This is a genomic window from Kribbella sp. NPDC049227, assembly GCF_043197265.1.
Taxonomy (GTDB): domain Bacteria; phylum Actinomycetota; class Actinomycetes; order Propionibacteriales; family Kribbellaceae; genus Kribbella.
The window spans coordinates 98,096-119,515 of sequence record NZ_JBICST010000010.1; the positions used below are offsets into that span (position 1 = coordinate 98,096).

General features: G+C 68.6%; 24 protein-coding genes. 13 read left to right on the forward strand and 11 right to left on the reverse strand.

Annotation, left to right across the window (positions count from 1 at the left end; all coding sequences use genetic code 11):
* Nucleotides 1-113 precede the first annotated feature (113 nt).
* Nucleotides 114-626 carry a hypothetical protein gene (locus ACGFH6_RS39850; protein ID WP_393395389.1) on the forward strand — a complete coding sequence of 171 codons (513 nt, stop codon included), beginning with the start codon at nucleotides 114-116 and terminating at the stop codon, nucleotides 624-626.
* 1 nt (nucleotide 627) lies between these two features.
* Here ACGFH6_RS39850 and ACGFH6_RS39855 read toward each other — a convergent pair whose 3' ends face one another.
* Nucleotides 628-1,092 (reverse strand): MarR family transcriptional regulator, encoded by a 465-nt coding sequence (locus ACGFH6_RS39855; RefSeq protein WP_360446461.1) that lies wholly within the window; start codon nucleotides 1,090-1,092, stop codon nucleotides 628-630.
* Between the two features lie 64 nt (nucleotides 1,093-1,156).
* On the opposite strand from ACGFH6_RS39855, the gene ACGFH6_RS39860 reads away from it, so the two are divergent.
* Nucleotides 1,157-1,528, forward strand: coding sequence for a cupin domain-containing protein (locus tag ACGFH6_RS39860; RefSeq protein WP_393395393.1), 372 nt, complete (start codon nucleotides 1,157-1,159; stop codon nucleotides 1,526-1,528).
* A 1-nt stretch (nucleotide 1,529) separates the two neighbouring features.
* Here the strand turns inward: ACGFH6_RS39860 and ACGFH6_RS39865 are convergent, their stop codons facing one another.
* The gene (locus tag ACGFH6_RS39865) at nucleotides 1,530-2,828 is read right to left on the reverse strand and encodes a glycoside hydrolase domain-containing protein (RefSeq protein ID WP_393395395.1); all 1,299 of its coding nucleotides are present in this window, start codon (nucleotides 2,826-2,828) and stop codon (nucleotides 1,530-1,532) included.
* A 128-nt stretch (nucleotides 2,829-2,956) separates the two neighbouring features.
* Here ACGFH6_RS39865 and ACGFH6_RS39870 point away from each other — a divergent pair, with 128 nt between their 5' ends.
* Nucleotides 2,957-3,430, forward strand: a complete 474-nt coding sequence (locus tag ACGFH6_RS39870) for a GyrI-like domain-containing protein (protein WP_360446470.1) — start codon at nucleotides 2,957-2,959, stop codon at nucleotides 3,428-3,430.
* 26 nt (nucleotides 3,431-3,456) lie between these two features.
* The gene (locus tag ACGFH6_RS39875) at nucleotides 3,457-4,512 is read left to right on the forward strand and encodes a DUF5937 family protein (RefSeq protein WP_393395399.1); all 1,056 of its coding nucleotides are present in this window, start codon (nucleotides 3,457-3,459) and stop codon (nucleotides 4,510-4,512) included.
* Here the strand turns inward: ACGFH6_RS39875 and ACGFH6_RS39880 are convergent.
* Nucleotides 4,477-5,037 (reverse strand): 2'-5' RNA ligase family protein, encoded by a 561-nt coding sequence (locus ACGFH6_RS39880; protein ID WP_393395402.1) that lies wholly within the window; start codon nucleotides 5,035-5,037, stop codon nucleotides 4,477-4,479. The two genes, ACGFH6_RS39875 and ACGFH6_RS39880, sit on opposite strands and share 36 nt — an antisense overlap.
* A gap of 130 nt (nucleotides 5,038-5,167) precedes the next feature.
* On the opposite strand from ACGFH6_RS39880, the gene ACGFH6_RS39885 reads away from it, so the two are divergent.
* Nucleotides 5,168-6,418, forward strand: a complete 1,251-nt coding sequence (locus ACGFH6_RS39885; protein ID WP_393395404.1) for an MFS transporter — start codon at nucleotides 5,168-5,170, stop codon at nucleotides 6,416-6,418.
* Between the two features lie 76 nt (nucleotides 6,419-6,494).
* Nucleotides 6,495-7,946: a rifampin monooxygenase gene (gene rox / locus ACGFH6_RS39890; RefSeq protein ID WP_393395406.1), complete on the forward strand. Its 1,452-nt coding sequence runs from the start codon at nucleotides 6,495-6,497 to the stop codon at nucleotides 7,944-7,946.
* 24 nt (nucleotides 7,947-7,970) lie between these two features.
* On the opposite strand, the gene ACGFH6_RS39895 is transcribed toward rox, so the two are convergent.
* Complete coding sequence (locus ACGFH6_RS39895) at nucleotides 7,971-9,083, reverse strand: FAD-dependent oxidoreductase (RefSeq protein WP_393395409.1); 1,113 nt, start codon at nucleotides 9,081-9,083, stop codon at nucleotides 7,971-7,973.
* Here ACGFH6_RS39895 and ACGFH6_RS39900 point away from each other — a divergent pair.
* Nucleotides 9,082-9,798, forward strand: a complete 717-nt coding sequence (locus tag ACGFH6_RS39900) for a LysR family transcriptional regulator (protein WP_393395412.1) — start codon at nucleotides 9,082-9,084, stop codon at nucleotides 9,796-9,798. The genes ACGFH6_RS39895 and ACGFH6_RS39900 overlap by 2 nt on opposite strands.
* On the forward strand, nucleotides 9,696-9,974 hold the full coding sequence (locus ACGFH6_RS39905) for a LysR family transcriptional regulator substrate-binding protein (RefSeq protein WP_393395980.1): 279 nt from the start codon (nucleotides 9,696-9,698) through the stop codon (nucleotides 9,972-9,974). The genes ACGFH6_RS39900 and ACGFH6_RS39905 overlap by 103 nt, the downstream gene beginning before the upstream one ends.
* Before the next feature lie 161 nt (nucleotides 9,975-10,135).
* On the opposite strand, the gene ACGFH6_RS39910 is transcribed toward ACGFH6_RS39905, so the two are convergent.
* Nucleotides 10,136-10,879 (reverse strand): SDR family NAD(P)-dependent oxidoreductase, encoded by a 744-nt coding sequence (locus ACGFH6_RS39910; protein WP_393395413.1) that lies wholly within the window; start codon nucleotides 10,877-10,879, stop codon nucleotides 10,136-10,138.
* Nucleotides 10,876-11,655 carry a VOC family protein gene (locus ACGFH6_RS39915; RefSeq protein WP_393395416.1) on the reverse strand — a complete coding sequence of 260 codons (780 nt, stop codon included), beginning with the start codon at nucleotides 11,653-11,655 and terminating at the stop codon, nucleotides 10,876-10,878. Before ACGFH6_RS39915 ends, ACGFH6_RS39910 begins: the two co-directional genes overlap by 4 nt.
* A gap of 137 nt (nucleotides 11,656-11,792) precedes the next feature.
* On the opposite strand from ACGFH6_RS39915, the gene ACGFH6_RS39920 reads away from it, so the two are divergent.
* The 5 genes from ACGFH6_RS39920 (at nucleotide 11,793) to ACGFH6_RS39940 (ending at nucleotide 17,422) form a co-directional block, all read left to right on the forward strand.
* Nucleotides 11,793-13,148 carry an ABC transporter substrate-binding protein gene (locus tag ACGFH6_RS39920; RefSeq protein WP_393395418.1) on the forward strand — a complete coding sequence of 452 codons (1,356 nt, stop codon included), beginning with the start codon at nucleotides 11,793-11,795 and terminating at the stop codon, nucleotides 13,146-13,148.
* Between the two features lie 2 nt (nucleotides 13,149-13,150).
* Nucleotides 13,151-14,080, forward strand: a complete 930-nt coding sequence (locus ACGFH6_RS39925) for a carbohydrate ABC transporter permease (protein ID WP_393395421.1) — start codon at nucleotides 13,151-13,153, stop codon at nucleotides 14,078-14,080.
* Nucleotides 14,077-14,970, forward strand: coding sequence for a carbohydrate ABC transporter permease (locus tag ACGFH6_RS39930; protein WP_393395424.1), 894 nt, complete (start codon nucleotides 14,077-14,079; stop codon nucleotides 14,968-14,970). Before ACGFH6_RS39925 ends, ACGFH6_RS39930 begins: the two co-directional genes overlap by 4 nt.
* 33 nt (nucleotides 14,971-15,003) lie before the next feature.
* A complete protein-coding gene (locus ACGFH6_RS39935; protein WP_393395428.1) occupies nucleotides 15,004-16,338 on the forward strand; it encodes a GH1 family beta-glucosidase in 1,335 nt (444 codons plus the stop codon).
* Between the two features lie 85 nt (nucleotides 16,339-16,423).
* Nucleotides 16,424-17,422 (forward strand): LacI family DNA-binding transcriptional regulator, encoded by a 999-nt coding sequence (locus ACGFH6_RS39940; RefSeq protein WP_393395430.1) that lies wholly within the window; start codon nucleotides 16,424-16,426, stop codon nucleotides 17,420-17,422.
* Here ACGFH6_RS39940 and ACGFH6_RS39945 read toward each other — a convergent pair.
* The 5 genes from ACGFH6_RS39945 to ACGFH6_RS39965 form a co-directional block, all read right to left on the reverse strand.
* Nucleotides 17,412-17,894, reverse strand: coding sequence for a 2,4'-dihydroxyacetophenone dioxygenase family protein (locus ACGFH6_RS39945; RefSeq protein ID WP_393395433.1), 483 nt, complete (start codon nucleotides 17,892-17,894; stop codon nucleotides 17,412-17,414). The genes ACGFH6_RS39940 and ACGFH6_RS39945 overlap by 11 nt on opposite strands.
* A gap of 11 nt (nucleotides 17,895-17,905) precedes the next feature.
* Nucleotides 17,906-18,580 (reverse strand): SDR family NAD(P)-dependent oxidoreductase, encoded by a 675-nt coding sequence (locus tag ACGFH6_RS39950; protein ID WP_393395435.1) that lies wholly within the window; start codon nucleotides 18,578-18,580, stop codon nucleotides 17,906-17,908.
* 106 nt (nucleotides 18,581-18,686) lie between these two features.
* Nucleotides 18,687-19,838 (reverse strand): N(5)-(carboxyethyl)ornithine synthase, encoded by a 1,152-nt coding sequence (locus ACGFH6_RS39955; RefSeq protein WP_393395438.1) that lies wholly within the window; start codon nucleotides 19,836-19,838, stop codon nucleotides 18,687-18,689.
* A 55-nt stretch (nucleotides 19,839-19,893) separates the two neighbouring features.
* Complete coding sequence (locus tag ACGFH6_RS39960; protein WP_393395441.1) at nucleotides 19,894-20,592, reverse strand: hypothetical protein; 699 nt, start codon at nucleotides 20,590-20,592, stop codon at nucleotides 19,894-19,896.
* Nucleotides 20,593-20,677: 85 nt separating this feature from the next.
* The gene (locus ACGFH6_RS39965; protein WP_393395444.1) at nucleotides 20,678-21,412 is read right to left on the reverse strand and encodes a hypothetical protein; all 735 of its coding nucleotides are present in this window, start codon (nucleotides 21,410-21,412) and stop codon (nucleotides 20,678-20,680) included.
* Nucleotides 21,413-21,420 lie beyond the last annotated feature (8 nt).

Consider the following 21,420-nt stretch of genomic DNA (forward strand, 5'->3'; position numbering starts at 1 on the left):
GGCGTTTCGGCCGAGGCCGAATAGCGTTGCCGGTGTGAACAGACGACTCCTAGCGTCAGGGATGTGACCCGCCGTGCCAGGCGGTGGGCACATTCTCTGGGGAGGAAGTCACGATGATCGGAACGCGCAAGTTGCTCGCGGCTGCCGGCGTACTCGCCGCCGTCTGCACTGTTGCGGCGACCGCGCCGGCTGCACAGGCCGTCGACGCGGCTCCGGCGGGCACGAGGGTGACGCAGACACCGTTGGCCGATGGATCCGTCCGGGTAGGTGTCACCGGCAACGAGGCGCCGTCGCCGAACGCGATCGCTGCGGTGCCGTCGACGTCGCCGGCCGTGGAGCACGTGTTCCTCGCGCCGGGTGGGAGCACGATCTGCAAGTCGGGTTATGCCTGCGCCTTCGTGCCGTACAGCAACGGTTTCTACGTCTTCAAGTTCGTGCACTACGACGGCTACTCGGTGAGCAACTGGCTGAACGTCGGCCCGTTCCTCAACAACCAGACCGGCGGCGCCGGCGCCAAGTGGGACAACGTGAACGGTCGCCAGCTCGGCTGCGTCGCGGCCGGAACCGGCAGGAACGTCGACTGGAACCCCGTCTGGCGGGTCAGGCTCACCGCCTCAGGCTGCTGATCTAGAACATCAATGCCCGGAAGTGCGGCGTACTGACCTGGGCCTCTCCGGCCATCTCGGTCAGTACGCCGCGCACTGTGTCGATCGCTTCGTCGCCGAACCTGCGGCGGAGCTTGCGTTCGTAGGCCTGGTGGAACTTCCGGGCCGCCTGCAGTGCGGCCTCGCCCCGGTCGGTGAGGTGCAGCAGGCGGGCCCGTGCGTCGGACGGGTCCGCGCGGCGTTCGAGGTAACCGCGGCGCTCCATGTCGTCGACGATCTGGCTCGCGCCCTGCTTGGTGATCTCCAGCCGCGCCGCCAGCCCGCTGATCGTCGTCGGTCCGGCACCGAGCGTGCGCAGTACGAAACCGTCCGACCGGCCTTGGTCGTCGAACCCCTGCTCCGCCGTCGCCGCCCGCAGTGCGCCGACGAACTCCTGGTCCGCCAGCACCAGCAGGATCCCGAAATCAGGCTTGCCCGAACGCGTCATGACCGCCATGATAGTCAAGCCGACTTGGTCAAGTTGGCTTGACTATCTGTGATTGGGGGAAGCGATGCAGGTCATTCGCGCTGCCGAGGCGCCGCGGTTCCGGTTACCCGGGGTCGAGTTCACCGGACTGGCCGCGCCGAGCCGCGGGTCGGCCGGTCTGTGCACGTGGAAGCTGACGGTCGATCCCGGTGTCCGCGGCGATGCGCCGCACACCATCGACCGCGACGAGGTGTTCATGGTGCTCAGCGGCACCGTCCAGGTCACCCCGGACGGTGAGAAGCTCGCGGCCGGCGACGCGGTCGTCGTACCGGCCGGCGAGCCGATCTCGCTGACCAACCTAGGTGAGGACATCGCCGAGCTCCACGTCGCCATCACCGCCGGCTTCACCGGCACCATGGCCGACGGTACGACGATCCAGCCGCCGTGGGCTCAGTGAGTCAGCACCGCCGCAGTGGTGCCGAGTAGGTGGTGTTGCTCGTCGTGGCGACGTAGTAGTCGGTGACGTAGGAGCCGTCGCTGAGCCGGTTCCACACCGACGTCGTACCGACCTTGGAACCAGGGCGCTGGCAAGTGATCCACGCCAGTGACCCGATCGGCAGCAGGCCTGGGTACGTGGCGTACGACGTTCCCGGGCCGTGCCGGCGGCTCAGATTGTCGACGGTCGTCTGGAACGGGTTGCCGCAGCCAGGGATCGGTGCGCTGTAGCCGGGCTTGGTCGGTGTCCTGGCGTAGTAGTCGGTGATGTAAGTCCCGTCGATCAGCTTGTCCCAGACCGTGGTGACGCCGATCTTCGGGCCGAACGTCTGGCAGACGATCCGCACGCCCGCGTTCTGGGCGATCGTCCCCCGCACCGGATAGGAGGTCCCCGGGCCGCTGTAGGCGTAGATGGTCGTTCGGACCGTGTAGGAGTACCAGACCGAGGCGACGGGTGCGTCGAATCTGTCGTTGTCGATGTTGAGGGTGACACCGCCGTACGTCTCGGTGTGATCGCCCCGGTACTGCTTGGCGCGCTGCCCGATGAGCCAGTAGCGGTTGGAGATCCGCGGCCAGTTCGTCAGCGACGAGCTGAGGTCCCAGCGGGCGATCCAGACGGCGTCCGGCCGGGCGTACGCGGTCGAGTTGTAGACCTCGGCCAGGTGACGAGCACCGGAGTCCTGGTGTGCGTAGACGCCGGAGAGGAAGCCGCGGCGGTGCAGTTCCTTCGTCCACGACGACAGGTACTGCAGCACTGTGGCCCGGCAGGTCGCGTCGGCTGTGTTGTAGTGCTCCATGTCGGCGTAGATCGCACTGCCCGCCAGGAGCCCGATCGCTCTGGCCTTGGTGACCGCGTCACCTGCCTGGAGTGCTCCCTGGGCTGCCGCGGACGCCGCAGTGATCTTCACCGCGTTCGGGCGGAACGTGCAGGGAGCCTGGTAGCCGAGGTAGATCGGGATGAGGCGCCAGCCCATGCGGGTCACACTGCCGACCCAGCTCTGGGTGAGCTGCGGCTGTGCACAGCTCCGGTTCACCCCGCCGACGTAGATCCCGATCGCCTTGTACGGCGATGCCTTCCAGGCAGTCATCTGCGCGACGGTCGGCGCCGTACAGGTGTCGAACGCGAGTCCGGTGAACCGGGTGGCCGTCGTACCGGCTCCATAGGTGAGCGGCGTGGTGGGCTCGGCCACGGCCGGCACCGACGGGCCCAGTAGCAGTACGGCAACCGCCGCGGCGGCCACCTTGAATCCGATCCGCTTCATTGGCGGCACCCCCCAGTCTCAGTAGACGGCCACGGGGTCGGCGTACGCAAGGGCCTCCGGCACCGCTGCGATCCAGCAGGCGTTAGGTTGAGTCTGTCATCGCGTTGCCGAGCCGGGAGGACTGTCGAATGCCGGACATCGTGGAGTTGGGGGAGCGGCCGTACGTCGCGCTGCGCGGCAAGGTTGCCATGAACGAGATCAGTGCGTTCGCGGACCGGATGCGCGAGGTGATCGACTGGCTCGCCGCCCGGGAGATCGCGCCGAACGACGCACCGTTCTTCAAGTACGACGTGGTCGACATGGAAGCCGGCCTGGTCCTGGAGATCGGGTTCCCGGTCGACGATCTGCACAGCGGTGAGGGCGAGATCGTCACCGGCGTACTCCCGGCCGGGCGCTACGCCAGTACGACGTACCACGGCCACCCGGACGGTCTCGTCGACGCCACCCGCGACCTGCTGGCCTGGGCGGACGACAAGGGCCTCGAGTGGGACGCCGACGGCGACAGGTGGACCGCGCGGCTCGAGGTCTACAAGTCCGACCCGCGCGAGGTCCCGGACATGGCCGACTGGGACACCGAACTGCAGTTCAAGCTGAAGGATTAGTGCGCCGTTCCTGGGTGAGGTACTAGGTGCCCACCGTTCTCGCCGGCCTGAGCCGTCTCGACCCTGAGCGGATCCGCCACGTCGCCTCACCCCTGATCGAGCTCGGCTGCGCCCTCCACGTGCTCGCCGAGCCCGCCCACCACGATCGCGTCGAGTGGGCGGCCGCCGTACGACTGCCCGACGTACTCCGGTCTGAGTTGTCGCAGTGGACGTGGACCGTGCGGGCTGTCCGGGCGCGGTTCTTCGCGACGAGCAGCGGGACCGGGATGCCGTCGTGGCAGGACGAACTGGCGGCGCTGCGGGCTCGGGCGCCGGAGGAGGTCGCGGCTGAGTTGGTGCGGCCGTTGCGGGGGCGTCCGCTGAGCAGTCGGACCACAGACACGGACGCCGTACGCCACTGGGCCCGCAGCCGGGGTCGTGCGGTCGCTGCCCTGGTTGATTCGTTGTTGAGCGATCCGGAGGAGCCGGTACGTCGTTTCCTCGACCTGCTCGATGCCTGCTGGGCGGAGTGGTTCGCTGGGGTGTGGGAGGAGTCGCGGGACGCGCTGGCGGCGCGTGGTCGGCAGGACCGGGATCTGGCGGTGCGGGACGGCTTACTGGCGATGCTGCGGTCGCTGGATGGGTCTGTCTCGGTGCGCGATCCGGACAGCGCGGTGGTGCAGAAGGTGCAGAGCAAACGGATCGATCTGTCGGAGCGGTCGCTGTTGCTTGTCCCTAGCAACTACATCGCGCCGCACCTGTTCCTGGGGGAGATCCCTGGGGAGCCGCTGACTGTCATCTACCCGGCGGTGGGCGCCGGGACCGCCGTACCGACCGCTCAACAGATGCTCGGTCGCCTGGAAGCCCTCGCCGCCCCCGACCGTCTCCAGGTCTGCCGAGCCGTGGCCAGCGAACCGCGGACGGCCGGCGAGATCGCGGCGTTGTGGGGCCTTCACCCGACGCAGGTGACGCGCCACCTCCGAGCCCTCACCCGAGTCGGCCTGGTCACCGCCGAACGCCAGGGCCGCTTCGTCGCCTACCGCCTGGACGAAACCACCCTCAACCACCTAGGCACGGATCTCCTCAACCTCATCATGCGGTGAGCCGCCCAGCTCCACGCTGCGGATCGTCCGCCAGGAGTTGGGTGCGTCTGAGCCGCACATGAGGTGGACCTCGGTGACCAGCATGGAGATCGGGAGGTGTTCGCGGACCTGGCGTTCTACTGCTCTCAACTCGGTTGGTGTGCCGTCTCTCGCCACGGTCAAGTGGGGCATCAGGTCCTGGAACTCACCGCCGTACGGCGGGTAGTCGGGAAACGCCCGGAACACGGCCCTGGTCAACGCCCGGAACGGCTCCGCAGGATCGGGCGCCAGCCACAGGACGTCCTCGTCGAACCAACCGGTCGTGTTCCATTCCGCCCTGAACCGCGGCACCGTGCGCACAGCGTCGCCGAGGTTGCGGAGCACGTCCTCATCCAACTCGGCCGGCGGAACGAACGGATACAGCACCGTCACATGCGCCGGGACACCCCACACCGAGGCGGGGTCGAACCTCGCGCGATGCGCGCTGACAGCGCCTTCGGCCGCCGCAACGACAACCACAACCGCCGAATCAGTCCCTTCGAACATGCAGACCACGCTAACCGAGCCAACCTCCTGAATCGGGCGACATCGGCACAGGAATGCTTCGGTGGCTGATGCATTGACGGGATCTGTCAGTCCAACGGGCGGGTGGGGTGGGCGGTAGTTGGGTGAGGGGGTGACAGCTTCTCTTCCGCCGGCCGTACGTCGGTTGATCGGCGCGACTCTCGTCAACACGTTCGGGAACGGTGTGTACGCCGCCGTCGGGGCGCTCTACCTCACGCGGGTGGCCGGACTGTCCGTCGGTCATGTCGGCATCGGGCTGACCATCGCGGGCCTGGTCGGGCTCGTGGCCAGCACTCCGCTCGGTGTGGTCGCGGATCGTCTCGGACCGAACCGTGCCTACGTCGGCTTCCTCGTCTTGCAAGCGATCACGATGAGCGCGCTGACGCAGGTCCGCTCGTTCCTCCCGTACGTCGTGGTCGCCGGGATCACCGCGATCGCCGACTCCGGTCAACGTGGCGCGAAGGGTGCGCTGATCGCGGGCCTGTCGCCATCCGACCAGCGGGTCCGCACGCGGGCGATCCTTCGCGTGACGACCAACATCGGGATGGGTGCAGGCATGGCTGTCGCCGGCGTCGTTCTCGCGGTCGACCGGCGTGAGGTGTACGTCGCCGCCCTGCTCGCCAACGCTGCGACGTACGTGATCACCGCGGCTCTGGTCCGCTTCGGGATGCCCGAGGTCAAGAAGGTGTCGTCGGCAACCGGTCCGTCCGGACTGACCGCGTTGAAGGATCGGCCGTTCCTCGCGTTCGTCGCGTTGGACGGCGTACTGAGCATGCACAACGCGATGGCACAGATCGCGATCCCGCTCTGGGTGGCGACCGCGACCGACGCGCCGCGCTGGCTGATCTCCGTCCTGCTGGTGATCAACTCGGTCGCCGTGATCCTGCTCCAGCTCCGCGTTGCCCGAGGCACCGAACACCTCCCCGGCGCCGCCCGTGCCGGCCGCCGGGCCGGCGTCCTCCTCGCCGGAGCATGCGTAGTCCTCGCTCTCACCGACGTCACCTCAGGCGCCGTCACCGTCGGCCTGCTGATCGTCGCAGCCCTCGTCCACGTCCTGGGCGAGATGCTGCAGTCCGCAGGCGGCTGGGGCATCAGCTTCGAACTCGCCCCACCCGGCGCCCAAGGCCAATACCAAGGCGCCTACGCCATGGGTCACCAAGTCGGCGACCTCGTCGCGCCCCTCATCCTCACCACCATCGCCGTCACCTGGGGCTGGCCCGGCTGGTTGCTGACAGCCACCATCTTCCTCCTCACCGGTGCACTGCTCCCGATAGCCGTCCGCAGACACCCCCACTGGCCGACCGCCGAGCCCTTCGTCCAACTGCCTGCCACCACCCCAGCAAGCGCCAACCCCATACGCTGACGAGTGGCGGGAAAGGGTTGGACGGGGTGATGGTTCGGCTTGTAGCTTGCGGTGGCACTCCCGAAGGGCAATGTCAATGGACTCTCCACAGGTCACCGCCGAGCCGTTCGACGTGATCATCGCCGGGTGCGGTCCGACTGGCGCGATGCTGGCCGCCGAACTGCGGCTGCACGATGTGCGGGTACTCGTTCTGGAGAAGGACACCGAGCCTGTGTCGTTCGTCCGCATCGTCGGTCTGCACATTCGCAGTCTCGAGCTGATGGCGATGCGCGGACTGCTGGATCGCCTGCTCGAACACGGAAGACGGCGTCCGGCCGGCGGATTCTTCGCCGCCATCGACAAACCCGCGCCTGAGGGCCTGGATTCCGCGCACGCCTATTTGCTGGGCATCCCGCAACCGGTCGTCGTTCGCCTGCTCGAGGAACATGCGATCGCACTGGGTGCGCAGGTACGGCGCGGTGCTGCGGTCGCCGGGTTCGAGCAGGATGACGAGAGTGTGGCCGTCGAGTTGGCCGATGGGGGACAGCTGCGTTCGCGCTATCTCGTCGGTTGTGACGGCGCGCGCAGTACGGTGCGCAAACTGCTCGGCGTCGGCTTCCCCGGCGAGCCCTCGCGGACCGGGACGCTGATGGGCGAGCTGGAAGTGGGGGTGCCGCCGGAAGAGATCGCCGCCAAGGTGACCGAAGTCCGCGAGACCGATCAGCGATTCATGCTCGGGCCGGCAGGCGCTGGGGTCTATCGCGTCGTGGTTCCCGTCGCTGGAGTCAGCGAGGATCGCGCGGAACCCACCCTCGAGGACTTCAAACAGCAGTTGCGCGCCATCGCCGGAACCGATTTCGGCGTGCACTCGCCGCGCTGGTTGTCCCGCTTCGGGGATGCCACCCGGCTGGCCGAGCGGTATCGGGTCGGCCGGGTACTGCTGGCCGGCGATGCGGCACACATCCACCCACCCACCGGCGGACAGGGCCTCAACCTGGGCGTTCAGGACGCGTTCAACCTCGGCTGGAAACTGGCCGCACAGGTCCGTGGCTGGGCGCCGGAGACACTGCTGGACACCTACCAGGCCGAACGTCATCCGGTCGCCGAGGACGTGCTGGACAACACCCGCGCCCAGATGGAACTGCTGTCCACCGAACCAGGCCCGCGGGCCGTGCGCAGGCTGCTCACCGAACTGATGGACTTCGACGAGGTGAACCGCTATCTGATCGAGAAAATCACCGCGATCGGCATCCGCTACGACTTCGGCGAGGGCCCCGACCTGCTCGGCCGCCGCCTGCGCGACCTCGAACTGCGGCACGGCCACCTCTACGATCTGCTGCATCGCGGCCGCGGCCTGCTCCTGGACCGCACCGAGCGCCTGACCGTCGGCGGTTGGTCAGACCGCGTCGACTACCTCGCGGATCCCACTGCGGTCCTGGATGTTCCGTGCGTCCTTCTACGCCCCGACGGCCACGTCGCCTGGATCGGCAACGACCAGCAGGACCTCGACAACCACCTCTCCCGCTGGTTCGGCAAGCCCATCAACTGATCTCGCCCGAGCAAGGCTCACAGGTCAGGCGGCGGCTGGTTTCAGGAGGTCGCGGAGGGAGCGGGCCGCGGTGAAGCCGGCTCGGTTGGCGCCTATCGTGCTGGCCGAGGGGCCGTAGCCGACCAGGTGGACCCGGGGTTCGAGGACTGTGCGGGTGCCGTCCATGCGGATTCCGCCGGAGGGTTCGCGGAGGTGGAGCGGGGCGAGGTGGGCCAGGTCGGCGCGGAAGCCGGTGGCCCAGAGGATCGCGTCGACGTCCACGCGTCGACCGTCGGTCCATTCGACGCCGGCCGGGGTGATGCGGGTGAACATGGGGAGGCGGGTGTAGACGCCGCGCTCCAACGCAGCCTGCTCCTGCTCCCGGAGGTGGAGGCCGGTCACGCTGACGACGCTTCGTGGGGGGAGGCCGGCGCGGACGCGTTCCTCGACCTTGGCGACGACCTTTCGCCCGTACTCCGGGTTGAAGTCCTCACCGGTCCGCCACTCGGGCGGCCGTCGGGTCACCCACGTGGTCGTCGCGACCTCGGAGATCTCCGCGAGCAACTGCACCGCCGACGCCCCGCCGCCAACGACCAGCACCTGCTGGCCCGCGAACTCGGCCGCCCCGCGGTAGTCCGCCGTGTGCAACTGCCGTCCACGAAAGCTCTCGATCCCCGGATACCAAGGAATGAACGGCCGATTCCACGTCCCCGTCGCGTTCACCAGAGCCTCCGCACGATAGGTGTCAGCAGACGTCCGCACCTCGAACAGTCCGTCCACCTTCCGCACGCTCTCAACGCTGACCGGTCGTACGACGGGCAACCCGAACCGCTTCTCGTAGTCCGCGAAGTACCCCGGCACGAACTCGTTGGCCTGAGCATCGGAAGCACTCGGGGGCACCGGCACCCCGGGCAGGTTCGCGATCCCGTGGACGTCGTGCATGGTCAGCGAGTCCCACCGGTGCTGCCACGCTCCACCGGGCGCCGGATTCCGGTCGAGTACGACGACCTCGTCGTACGGCGTGAATCCCATCCGGACCAGGTGGTAGGCAGCCGACAGCCCGGCCTGCCCGGCGCCGATCACCACCACCTCGACCTCTCGCACATCCCGTCCAACGTCCCGGCCGGGCGGCGTCTTCCCGGCTAGCGTTTGTGGCATGGATCTCACCGCCGCGTACGGCTTCCGGATGGACTGGATCGTGAGCTTCGTCGCGGTCGCTCGCCACGGCGGCTTCTCCGCGGCGGGCAAGGCGGTGTTCCGCGGCCAGTCCCGGATCAGTGAGCACGTGGCCGAGCTGGAGCGAGCCCTCGGCGTCCAGCTCTTCGACCGCACGGCTCACCCGGCACGCCTCACCCCGGAAGGACGCGCCCTGGTCCCGCACGCCGAGGAGATTCTTCGCCGCCTCAACGACCTGGCGTCCGCCGGGGGAGAGGTCCGCTTCGGCACGTACCCGAGCGCCGCGGCGTGGCTCTTCCCGCAGGTCGCACAGCGCCTCCCGGCGGAGGTTCGGCTGCACCTGGTCGAGGGGCCGAGCATCGAGCTCGAGGGCGCGCTCGGCCGGGGCGAGGTCGATCTGGCGATCCGCCCGGTGCATCCCCTGGTCGCCTCGGAGTCGCTGGACCACGAGGTCCTCTGGACTGAGCCGCTGGTCGCCGTGTTCCAGCAAGGCCATCCGCTGGCCTCCGCGGAGTCGGTCGGGCTCGACCAGTTGGCGAACCTGCCGCTGATCTCCATCGGGAGACCTCCGGCGGACGCCAGTTCGAGTCACACCTGGCCTTCGCGTCCGCTGGGCTCAATCCGGAGAGTGTCTACCGCACCAACCAGCCCCAGACGCTGCTGTCGCTGGTCCGTCACGGCTTGGGCACCGGGGTGACCAATGCACTCGCCGTCACCACCGCGAACCTCACCGGCGTACGCCTGGTCCCGATCAGGGACGCGGGAGTCGAACGGCAGGTAGCAATCTTCGTGCACCGCGACCGGCCGCGGACTCCCGCCCTGGATCAGGTCATCACGGCGGTCCAGGCCGTGCAACCGCCGACCTGGCCCTGAGCGTCCTGAGTCGGGGGTTCGACGGCGCTTTCGGCGCCCAGGCACGCACCTCGCGGCACTTGACCAGCGCCCACGATGCTCCGCATCGAGGCCACTGCTCAAGCACCCCGATGCACGCACCTGAACACCGAAATCTCTCGCCGAACCCCCGACTCAGGACGCTAGGGCAGGGTGGCGTCACACAGCTCGAGGCAGCGCGTCAGCAGGGCGTCCTGCAGGTCAACGTCGTACGCCTGTGGGTTGACCTCGATCGCCTTGCGATCCTGGAAGAACGTGCCGGTGACGAGCGCTTCCGGATCGTCCGACACCGCCAGCCAGGCGGGGGTATCGGCGCCCTGGGCAACGGTCAGCGGCGCGGCGTAGCCGCTCATCTTCGTGCTCACCCACCCGGGATGGACCGCGTTCGACAGCACGTCCGGCCACCGCCGGGCCAGGGCGAAGGCCAGCGCGGTCATCGCCAGCTTGGAGTCGGCGTACGCCGCGTCCTGCGTCCACTCCTGCTCGTGCTGAAGGTCGTCGAGGCGAATCCGGCCACGCGAGATCGAGTCCGAGCTGACGAACACGATCCGCCGCGGTTTCGGCAGCGACGCCGTCAGCAGCAGCGGCGCCAGCGCGTTGATCTGAAACGTCTGCTCCAAACCGTCCGCGGTCACCGGCCTGCTCTCGTCCTTGGAACCCCATCCCGCGTTGTGTACGACGACGTCCGGCGCCCCGAGCCGCAGTACGTCGGCCGCCATCTCACGCGTCGACCGCAATGACGACAGCTCACCGACCACGAACCCAGCACCCCCGCCGCGTTCCGCGCTGCGTGCGTGCCGGATCACCTCGTGGCCCCGCGAGTCGAGGACCCGGGCGATCTCCGCTCCGATCCCGTCGTTCGATCCGGTGACCAGAATGCGGCTCACCGTGAGCCTCCCATCGTGACAGGCACCCCATCGGGCGCGACCAGTTGCTGCTCACCCGGCGCATCGAGGACCAGCCGGCGCGGCCCGAGAACAGCGGGACCGGCCGCCGACAGATCGTTCGGCACGATCGGTACGTCGAAGCTGAACACCTCGAGCACTGCCGGACCGGCCTGAAGATACGTCATCAGGAACCCCCGTGGATCCCCGTGATGCCTGATCTCGCCGATCGCCTCGAACCCGAACCGGTCCCGCCAGAAGTCCAGCGCGGCGGGCAGGTCCGACACCGTCACCGCGACATGATCGAACCGTGGCTCCTCACCAGGCACCTGGGCGGCCTCGGCCGCTGCCAGCACCGGCGACGAGATCCGTTCGTAGCTCAGGTTCCCCTGGATGAACTCCAGCCGTGCCCCGTCAGGGTCGAGGAAGAACGCGATCCGTACGTCCCCGAGGACGTCGAGGGGTTGCGACAGCACGGTCACCCCGGCGTCCTCCAGCCGCTTGATCTGCCGGTCGACGTCGGCCACCTTCATCCCGAGATGCCGGATCCCGCCCTGCAGATCGTCGTTCACCCAGCCACCTTGGTTGCCGTCGGCCCCGACCTCGACGAGCTCGAGGACCACGGTGCCGTGGCTGAGCAACCGTCTGCGGCCGGTCGGTCGCGGAGCGTCCGGCAGCGGCCGGAAACCCAGCAGGGGTTGGTAGAAGTCGAGGGAACGATCGAGATCGCGGCAGCCGATCTCGACCCGGCGCAGTCCGGGCAGCAGCGATGCGGGCATGGCAGGGAGCGTACCGTGACCGCTCACAGAATGGCAGCCCCGAAGTCTTGACAGCCGCGATTCGCGGGGCTGAGTCTGTGATCGCTCACAGAAACCCGTGAGCGATCACAGAATCGACTGATCCGGAGAGGTTCACCATGGCTCGCTCGACCATCGGACCCGCTGTCGGGCGCCGTAGCTTCCTGCGCGGAGTGGCCGGTGCCGGCCTCGCCGTCACCCTGCCGGCCGGGCTGGCCGCGTGCTCCGGCGACGACGAGCCCGACGCGGCGCCGCAGCCGTCCGGGGACCCGGACGCGCCCGCCAAACTGACGTTCTGGACCTGGACGACCGGGATCGACAAGGTCGTCGCGATCTGGAACAAGAAGAACCCGAACCAGCAGGTGACGGTCAGCGCCCAGGCCCAGGGCGAGGAACTGCTCACCAAGATCGTCACCGCGCACCGGGCCGGCAACCCGCCGGACCTGATCCACGCCGAGTACCAGGCGCTGCCGGTCCTGATCACCAACGGCGTCACCGCCGACCTCAGCTCGCTGGCCGGCGAGGTCAAGGGTGCGTTCACCGACGGCACCTGGGGACTCACGTCGTTCGGCGGCAAGACCTACGCGATCCCGCAGGACGTCGGCCCGATGATGTTGTACTACCGGTCCGACCTGTTCGAGCAACTCGGTCTGACCGTGCCGAAGACGTGGGACGAGTTCGGCGCGCTCGCCGAGCAGGTCCGGTCCAAGGACTCCAAGCGCTACCTGGCCACCTTCTCGTCCGGCGACCCGGGCTGGTTCGCGGGCCTGGCCGAGCAGGCCGGCGCGAACTGGTGGGCCAACGACAACGGCACCTGGACCGTGTCGATCAACGACGAGCCGACCAAGAAGCTCGCGAAGTTCTGGGGCGACCTGGTGAACGCCGGAACCTTGCAGGGCAAGCCGATGTACACGCCGGAGTGGAACAAGGCGATGAGCGACGGCACGCTGCTGGCCTGGCCGAGCGCCATCTGGGGTGCGGGTGTGCTCCAGGGCGTCGCGCCGACCACGAAGGGCAAGTGGACCATGGTCCCGATGCCGCAGTGGGAGTCCGGTACGGCGACCACCGGCTTCTGGGGTGGATCCGCGACCGCGATCGCGGCGAAGTCGAAGCAGTCGGCCCAGGCACAGAAGTTCGTCAAGTGGCTGAACACCGACCCGGAGGCGCTGGAGGCGTTCGTCTCCTTCGGTGGCATCTACCCGGCGGCGACCGCGGGTCAGTCGACACCCGCGCTGGCCAAGGCGCCGGTCATGATGCCCAACCAGCCGACGTTCTTCACCGAGGCGGCCGACATCGCGAAGACCGCCCGGGGCTTCACCTGGGCGCCGAACGTGAACGTCACCTACAGCCAGTACAGCGACCTGTTCGCGAAGGCGATCCAGAGCAAGGGCGACTTCGGCGCGGCCGTCGATCAGTTGCAGGCGGCATCGGTCGCGGACCTGAAGAAGCAGGGCTTCCAGATCAAGGAATCCTGACCGTGGCTGTCCTTTCCCCAGCCAGGCTGCACCGGCCACGGCAGCGAGGCGGCGCCGCGCCGTACGTCTTGCTGCTGCCGGCGCTGGTGCTGCTCGTGCTCTTCCTGATCATCCCGATCGGCTACACGATCTGGCTCAGCGTCCGCGCCTCCCGGGTCACCGGCGGCGGCCTCGGGCTGCGCAAGGAGTCGTTCGTCGGGCTGGCGAACTACGTCGGCGCCATCACCGACTCGGCGTACGCGCACTCGGTCCTGCGAATGCTCGGGTACGGCGTGATCGTGGTTCCGACGATGCTCGGCCTGGCCCTGCTCTTCGCGCTGCTGCTCGATTCGCGCGGAGCTCGGCTCACGTCGTTCACCCGGCTCGGCATCTTCCTCCCGTACGCCGTCCCGGGCGTGATCGCCTCGCTGCTGTGGGGCTTCCTCTACCTGCCGGGAGTGAGTCCGATCCGCGCCGCGTTCGAGGCGGTCGGGCTGCCGGCGCCGGACTTCCTCGGCTCGGGCAGCGTGCTCTTCTCGGTCGCCAACATCGGCATCTGGGGCGGGGTCGGGTTCAACATGATCGTGCTCTACACCGCGCTGCGCGGACTGCCGGCCGAGCTGGACGACGCCGCCAGGGTGGACGGTGCGAGTGAGCTGCAGATCGCCTTGCGGATCAAGGTTCCGCTGATCGCCCCGGCCCTGGTGATGACGGGGATCTTCTCGCTGATCGCGTCGCTGCAGGTGTTCAGTGAACCGTCGACGCTGCAGCCGTTGACCGACTCGATCTCGTTCACCTGGGTGCCGCTGATGACGATCTACCGCGACGCCTTCGTCAACAACGACATCTACACGGCCGCCGCGGCCTCGGTACTGCTTGCCCTGGGCACCTTGGTCGTCTCGCTCGCGGTGCTGAGCTTCCTGCAGAAGCGCGCGTTCGGGGAGGAACGATGAGTACGGCGGTCCTGGAGCGGTCCGGCCCGACGGTGCGATCCACCGAGCGCACCCCTCGGCGTACTCGCTATCTGTCGACGGGGATCTTGTTGCTCGGGGCCCTCTACTGCTTGCTGCCGGTCGCCTGGGTGGTCATCGCCGCCACCAAGGGACCTGGTGACCTGTTCACCACGTTCTCGTTCTGGCCCAGCTTCAACGGCGGCTTCGGCTACAACGTGTCGCACCTGCTCGAGTTCCGCGACGGCATCTTCTGGAAGTGGGCCGGCAACAGCCTCCTGTACGCCGGGGCCGGGTCTTTGCTGTCCGTGGCGATCTCGGTGACGGCCGGGTACGCGCTGGCGAAGTACCGATTCCGCGGCCGGGAGACGCTGTTCCGGTGCATCCTGGCCGGAGTCCTCGTCCCGCAGATCACGCTGGCGGTGCCGCAGTACCTGCTGATGTCGAAGCTCGGCCTGGTGAACTCGTACTGGTCGGTGCTGCTGCCGAGCATCATCAGCCCGTACTGCATCTACCTGTCCCGGATCTACGCGGCCGCGGTGGTGTCGGACGACATGCTGGAGGCCGGACGGATCGACGGTGCGGGGGAGTACCGGCTGGCCTGGTCGATCGGGATGCCGCCGATGATCCCTGGCATGGTGACGATCTTCCTGCTGCAGTTCGTCGCGATCTGGAACAACTTCCTGCTGCCGTACATCATGATCTCCGACGACCGGCACTTCCCGATGACGGTCGGGTTGTTCTCGATGCTCAACCAGGGCGCCAGCCAGCCGGCTCTGTACTCGCTGGTGATCATGGGCGCGTTCCTGTCGGTGCTGCCCCTGATCGCACTCTTCCTGTTCCTGCAGCGCTACTGGCGCATCGACCTGGTCAGCGGCGCCGTCAAGGGCTGACCCGTTCCATCTCTGATCAACGAAGGGCTATCTATGAGTGACGCGCGCTTTCCCGACGGCTTCGTCTGGGGTGCGGCCACCGCGGCGTACCAGGTCGAGGGCGCGGTGGACGCGGACGGTCGTGGTCAGTCGATCTGGGACACCTTCTGCCGGGTCCCGGGTGCGATCGCCGGTGGTGACACCGGTGATGTTGCCTGCGACCACTACCACCGGTACGCCGAGGACATCGGGTTGCTGGCGGACCTCGGGCTCGGCGCCTACCGGTTCTCGATCGCCTGGCCGCGGATCCAGCCCGACGGCTCGGGTGCGATCAACCAGAAGGGCCTGGATCACTACCGCCGGGTGGTGGACGAGTTGCTCACCCGCGACGTCGTCCCGTACGTGACTCTCTATCACTGGGATCTCCCGCAAGCTCTGCAGGACAAGGGCGGTTGGCCCGCGCGCGACACGGCGTACCGGTTCGCGGACTACGCGGCGGTGGTGCACGACGCGCTCGGGGACGTCGTACAGCACTGGATCACGCTCAACGAGCCGAAGGTGTCGAGTCACGCCGGCTACGGCAGCGGCATCCATGCGCCAGGGATCAAGGACTCGGTACTGCGGGATCGCGCCGTCCACCACCTCCTGCTGGCTCATGGCCTGTCGCTGCAGGCGTTGCGCGACGGCCGGCACGCAGCAGGACAACAGGTCGTCGGCCTCACGCTGGATGTCAGCCCGGTCGCACCGGCGAGCGACTCCCGGGCCGATGCCGATGCGGCCCGGCGAGTCGACGTCGACAGCCACCGGTTGTTTCTCGACCCGGTCCTGCGAGGGACGTATCCGATCCACCTCGATGCCGTGCAGGACGGCGATCTCGGACTGATCAGTGCGCCGATCGACTTCCTCGGGATCAACTACTACCGGCGGATCCTCGTGCAGGCCGGTCCCACCGGTGACGAGACCGTCCTTCCCGAGGGCGTTCCGGTGACTTCGGTGAACTGGCCGGTCCAGCCGGACGGCTTGCGTGAAGTACTGGTCGACCTGCAGACCACCTACCCAGCCGTCCCGCCGATCTACATCACGGAGAACGGCGCGGCGTACGACGACGTACCGGCCGAGGACGGGACGGTCGACGACCCGCAGCGGGTGGACTACCTCCATGGCCACCTGAGTGCACTCCGTACTGCGATCGCCGCCGGAGTGGATGTCCGTGGGTACTTCGTCTGGACGCTGCTGGACAACTTCGAGTGGGCCGAGGGTTTCGCCAAGCGGTTCGGCATCGTCCACGTCGACTACGCGACCCAGACTCGTACGCCGAAGACCAGCGCGGGCTGGCTGGGGCGGGTGGCGCGCGCCAACGCCCTGCCGTCGGGAGACAGACCGGCCTGACATGATTGGGCCCGTGGCAGGCAGGGGGACGTCGAGAAGCGAGCCCGCCGCTCACCCGAAATCGCGGGGAGCGGCGCGGCGGGCGATGCGGCGTGGGCCGACCATCGACGACGTCGCCGAGCTGGCCGGAGTCTCGCGCGGCACGGTGTCACGGGTCCTCAACGGTGGCCACTACGTCAGCGCCGCCTCACTCGAGGCGGTCCGGCAGGCGATGGCCGACACCGGGTACACGGTCAACCAGAGCGCCCGCAGCCTGGTGACCAAGCGGTCCAACGCGATCGGGTTCGTGCTCTCGGAGCCGCAGGAGCGGTTGTTCGAGGACCCGAACTTCAGCGTGCTGCTGCGGTCGTGCACGCAGGCCCTGGCCGACCAGGACGTCAGCCTGGTGCTGATGCTGGAGTCCAGCGACGCCGACCGGGACCGGATCCTTCGGTACGTCCGCGGCGGACACGTCGACGGCGTACTGCTGATCTCGTCCCACTTCGGCGACCCGCTGATCGCCGAGCTGGCCGAGGGCGGCGTACCGGCCGTTGCCTGCGGCAAGCCGCTCGCACCCGGCGATGTCCTTCCGTACGTCGCTGCCGACGACCGTGAGGGTGCTCGGCAGATGACGCGGTACCTGGTCGAGCAGGGGCACCAGCGGATCGGGATGATCAGCGCGCCGCAGATCGCCGGGGGACAGGAGCGGTTGCAGGGCTACCAGGACGTGCTCGGGCGGAAGGCGCTCAAGCGGCTCGTGGTCTCCGCGACCGACTACAGCCAAGAGGCCGGCCGGCAGGCGATGGCGAGGCTACTCAAGGCCAGCCCGGATCTCGACGCGGTGTTCGCGGCCTCGGACCTGCTCGCGTCCGGGGCTCTGGTCGAGCTCCGGCGCGCCGGTCGGCGGGTGCCGGAGGAAGTGGCCGTCGGCGGGTTCGACGACTCCCGGATCGCCCGCGAGTCGGACCCGCCGCTGACCACGATCCGGCAGCCGCTCGAGCTGGTGGCCCGGGAGATGGTGGAGGTGCTGCTCCGCCGGATCGACGGCGCCGACGACGGTCCCCGCATCCTGCCGACCGAACTGGTCGTGCGGGCTAGCGGATGAACTGGTCCACGTAGTCGGCGCCGAGGCCGTTCGCGCCGTAGTGGTCGCGGCACAGCTGGATCTTGGTGAACGTGTCCTCGTAGCCGGTCTGGTTGCCGGCCTCGTCGACGTAGATCATCGCGCCGGAGATGTTGAAGAACGTGATCATCTCGGTGCAGTCCTCCGGTACCCGCAGGGTGTGGATCTCGCCCGGCGGCTCGTACACGAACGACCCGGTCTCCGCGACCCACTCGTGCTCGTCGTACTGCCACTTGCCCTTGATCACGTAGCCGAAGACGGCGCTCGGGTGCCGGTGCCGGGACACGATGCCGGCCCGGGTCACCTTCAGCAGGTTGCACCACTGGCCGGTGACCGTGTTCAGCATCAGCGGCCGGAACCACACCCCTGGCGCCTGCTGCACCCACAACCGGTCGTCGTCGGGCACCGCGGGTACGGCGATCTCCGCCGGAACTCCTGCTGAAACCGGGATCATCGACTGCTCCTTCACATGCTCTGGTAGCCGCCGTCCACGGGCAGGACGGCGCCGGTGACGAACCCCGCGTCCGGGCCGGCCAGGAAGGCGATCGCCCCGGCGACCTCCTCGGGCTTTCCCCAGCGGGCCATCGGCGTACGGGAGATGATCCGGTCGGCGGCGGCCGGATCGGCTTGCAGTGCGGCGGTCAGGTCCGTGGCGATCCAGCCGGGTGCGACCGCGTTCACCCGGATGCCGTCGGCCGCCCAGGCGACCGCGAGGGACTTGGTCAGTTGGACGATGCCGCCCTTGCTGGCGCTGTACGCCGGAACGAGCGGACCACCGAAGTAGCTCAGCATCGAGGCGAGGTTGACGATGCAGCCGCGGCTCTCGGCGAGCAGGTCGTGCGCGGCTTCGGCCGCCCGCAGCGCACCGGTCAGGTTGATCTCGAGGACCTCCCGGAACACCTCGGGCCGATGCTCGTCACCGCGGCGGATGATGCCGGCCGCGTTCACCAGGACGTCCAGCCGGTCGAGCGAACCGATCAGTTGCTCGAGTGCGTCGGGCTCACGCAGGTCGAGCTCCACCTCGGACGGGCCGGCATCAAGACCTGCGGCGACGACCTGCAGTCCGTCGGCGCTGAGTCGGCGTACCGTCGCCGCGCCGATCCCGCTGGTGCCTCCGACGACGAGAGCGGTACCGGACATGCAGCTCAGCTTCGTGGTCGCTCGTCCGAGCGGCAAGAAGTACCCGCACGCCGGATCGGCCCGATCCGGAGCACGGGCCGGTCAGGGCTCGTCCGGAAGCCCGGAATCAGAGCCGTGGATGGGGATAGTCGGCGGAGCGGTGCTGGAAGGACAGGATGCCGGGATTCCGGATGACGCCGGCTTCGATCTCGATCGCGGGGCCGAGGGTGGCGTCGGCGTGCCAGGCGTCGGGGCCGTCGAGCACCGGGCGGAGGAAGGGCAGCACGGCCTCGCTGATCTCCCAGGTCGCCGAGTTCCACAGGTACGACGGGCTGTGGTCGACGCCGTAGTAGGTGATGTGGTCACCGACCACGAACGTCGGGTCGCCGAACCCGGTCGGCCGGGCCCAGCTGAACCCCATGCCCAGGTCGCAGGAGACGTCGACGATCAGGCTGCCCGGCGCGAACCGCTCCAGATCCTCCTCGACCAGGAACGTCAGCGGGGCGTCCGGATCCTGCAGCACGCAGTTCACGACCACGTCGTGCTCGGCCAGGAACCCGGCCAGGGGCACTCTGCCCTCGTCGGTGAGAGCGTGGCTGGGGCGCCGCCCGTCGTCGTCGGCGTCGTCGTGGTCGAACTGGATGATCCGGGCCGAGTGGATCGGCGAACCGACCGCGGACACGCCGCGCCCGGTCAGGACGTCGACGTCGTGCACGCCGTGCGCATTCAAGGCGGTGACGGCTCCACGGGCCGTCGCGCCGAACCCGATCACCACCGCCCGCAGCCGGCGCCCGTAGTCGCCGGTCGATCCGATCAGCTCGAGCGCGTGCAGCACGGAGCAGTAGCCGGCGAGCTCGTTGTTCTTGTGGAACACGTGCAGGCTGAACCGTCCGTCGGCACTCCAGTGGTTCATCGCCTCGAACGCGATCAGCGTGAGTTCGCGGTCGATCGCCAGCTGGGTGACCTTGTCGTCCTGGACGCAGTGCGGCCAGCCCCAGAGCACCTGTCCGGTCCGGAGCTCGGCAAGATCCTCGGGCTGCGGCTTCGGCAGCAGTACGACGTCGGACACAGCGATCAGTTCGTCGCGGTCGACGACCCCCGCGACCGACTTGGCCAACTGCTCATCGGAGATCCCGAACCGCTCGCCGTACCCGGACTCGAGGACGATGCGCTGCCGCAGCTCCTCGTCGATCCGGTCGAAGTGGTGCGGATGGATCGGTAACCGGAACTCGTTCTCCTTGCGGGAACGGCCGATGACGCCGAGCGTTGACTGGTCCACGAGGGCCCCTTTGGTTACGGCCTGTTGTAGCACAGACCGCCCGGAGGCCGTTCGTTCAGTCGACGCTGGTGTCGATGCGGCGGTGGTACCGCTGGCCGGCCTTGCCACCGATCAACGCGGCGAGCAGCGTCACCACGACAGCCGCCACGACCGCGATCACTCCACCGGTGGTCAGGGTCTCGTTCGCGATCGGCACCGACGGCAGGTCCACCCGGTCCAGTACGTCGTACTGCGAACCGGCCAGCGCGGCGATCGCCGCGACGACGACCGTCACCAGGAAGCCGATCAGCCAGACGCCGAAGCCCTGCCGCGCACCGTCGAAGCGGGCCAGCCGTCCGGCGACGTACCCACCGTTGTAGTAGGCGATCGCGAGGATCAGCAGCAGGACCGCGCCGGACGCGATGCCGATGGTGCCGGCGTCGGACTCGGCCGCGTTCCAGTCGATGGTGGTCGCGTAGTCGACGGCCGCCGCGACCGCGCCGACGATCCCGGTCAGCAGCGCGATCAGCCCGATCGCGACCAGCCAGCCGAAGAAGGCCGAACCGCTCTTGAAGCCCCGGTACGCCGGATCCACCTCGGTCGCGGCGGACGTCCGGACGTTCGCCCGGTGCAGCGGCCGCGTGTCCCGGTCGTTGTCAACGTCGTCGTCAACGTGGCCCACCGGCCGCGAGTCAGGGTCGTGCTCGGCGCGGCGCAGCGTACGCGTCTCGTCGACCTGCTGAGTGTCCGTATCGTCCCGATATTGCTGGACCATGGTCAGTTCTCCTCACCAGACAGGCCCCGTGTCGCCCCTCCGGTACCCGTCCGGGCGCTGCCCATGCGTGGTCAGGCGGTGACAGCTAGTCCAACAGCGTGTCGATCTTGTCGTGGTAGCGCCGGCCGGCCTTGCCGCCGAGGATCGCGAACAGCAGCGCGAGGACGACCAGAGTCGCGGCGGCGACGATCCCGCCCATGGCCAGGGTGTCGTTGGACAGCGCCACGTCCGGCCGGTTCAGATCGTCGATCCAGCCGTACTGGCTGTTTCCGAAGGCCCCGGCACCGGCCGCGAGCACCGAGAACAGCAGCGCGAGCATCCAGACTCCGAAGCCCTGCCGGCCGCCGTCGAACCGCGCCAGCCGGCCGGCGACGTACCCGCCGGTGAAGAACGCCAGGGTCACCATCAGGACGACTACCGCCGCCGCGGTGATGCCCGCGGCCCCGGGCTGGGACTCGGCGTCAGCGCGGGAGTAGTCCAGGACCTCCGCCGTACCGAGCGCCGCGCCGGCCGCGGCCGCGAGCAGCAGCACCGACATCGCGATGGAGATCAACCAGCCGAAGAAGGCAGCACCGAACTTGAAGCCGCGGTAGGCGAGCAGGTCCGGATCGGTGATGGGCTCGGTGGTGGCCGTCGGTGCCGGCAGTTGGTCCGGGACGATCGTGACGTTGCTCATCGCACGGTGCGCGGCGGCGCGGGCCTCCTCGTAGCGCTGGGTGGTGGTCGCGTCCGAGTCGGGCGCGGCCGAGCCGGGGGCAGTCATGGTGGCGGTGTCGCCGCTGTACTGCGCTGTGGCGGTGTCGCCGTACTGCTGAGCCATCTCCGCTT

Bases quoted from the DNA above. Each gene is read 5' to 3' on its own strand.
- ACGFH6_RS39850 (WP_393395389.1), top strand. From the start codon at position 114: ATGATCGGAACGCGCAAGTTGCTCGCGGCTGCCGGCGTACTCGCCGCC.
- ACGFH6_RS39855 (WP_360446461.1), bottom strand. From the start codon at position 1,092: ATGACGCGTTCGGGCAAGCCTGATTTCGGGATCCTGCTGGTGCTGGCG.
- ACGFH6_RS39860 (WP_393395393.1), top strand. From the start codon at position 1,157: ATGCAGGTCATTCGCGCTGCCGAGGCGCCGCGGTTCCGGTTACCCGGG.
- ACGFH6_RS39865 (WP_393395395.1), bottom strand. From the start codon at position 2,828: ATGAAGCGGATCGGATTCAAGGTGGCCGCCGCGGCGGTTGCCGTACTG.
- ACGFH6_RS39870 (WP_360446470.1), top strand. From the start codon at position 2,957: ATGCCGGACATCGTGGAGTTGGGGGAGCGGCCGTACGTCGCGCTGCGC.
- ACGFH6_RS39880 (WP_393395402.1), bottom strand. From the start codon at position 5,037: ATGTTCGAAGGGACTGATTCGGCGGTTGTGGTTGTCGTTGCGGCGGCC.
- rox (WP_393395406.1), top strand. From the start codon at position 6,495: ATGGACTCTCCACAGGTCACCGCCGAGCCGTTCGACGTGATCATCGCC.
- ACGFH6_RS39900 (WP_393395412.1), top strand. From the start codon at position 9,082: ATGGATCTCACCGCCGCGTACGGCTTCCGGATGGACTGGATCGTGAGC.
- ACGFH6_RS39895 (WP_393395409.1), bottom strand. From the start codon at position 9,083: ATGCCACAAACGCTAGCCGGGAAGACGCCGCCCGGCCGGGACGTTGGA.
- ACGFH6_RS39915 (WP_393395416.1), bottom strand. From the start codon at position 11,655: ATGCCCGCATCGCTGCTGCCCGGACTGCGCCGGGTCGAGATCGGCTGC.
- ACGFH6_RS39920 (WP_393395418.1), top strand. From the start codon at position 11,793: ATGGCTCGCTCGACCATCGGACCCGCTGTCGGGCGCCGTAGCTTCCTG.
- ACGFH6_RS39930 (WP_393395424.1), top strand. From the start codon at position 14,077: ATGAGTACGGCGGTCCTGGAGCGGTCCGGCCCGACGGTGCGATCCACC.
- ACGFH6_RS39935 (WP_393395428.1), top strand. From the start codon at position 15,004: ATGAGTGACGCGCGCTTTCCCGACGGCTTCGTCTGGGGTGCGGCCACC.
- ACGFH6_RS39940 (WP_393395430.1), top strand. From the start codon at position 16,424: ATGCGGCGTGGGCCGACCATCGACGACGTCGCCGAGCTGGCCGGAGTC.
- ACGFH6_RS39945 (WP_393395433.1), bottom strand. From the start codon at position 17,894: ATGATCCCGGTTTCAGCAGGAGTTCCGGCGGAGATCGCCGTACCCGCG.
- ACGFH6_RS39950 (WP_393395435.1), bottom strand. From the start codon at position 18,580: ATGTCCGGTACCGCTCTCGTCGTCGGAGGCACCAGCGGGATCGGCGCG.
- ACGFH6_RS39960 (WP_393395441.1), bottom strand. From the start codon at position 20,592: ATGGTCCAGCAATATCGGGACGATACGGACACTCAGCAGGTCGACGAG.
- ACGFH6_RS39965 (WP_393395444.1), bottom strand. From the start codon at position 21,412: ATGGCTCAGCAGTACGGCGACACCGCCACAGCGCAGTACAGCGGCGAC.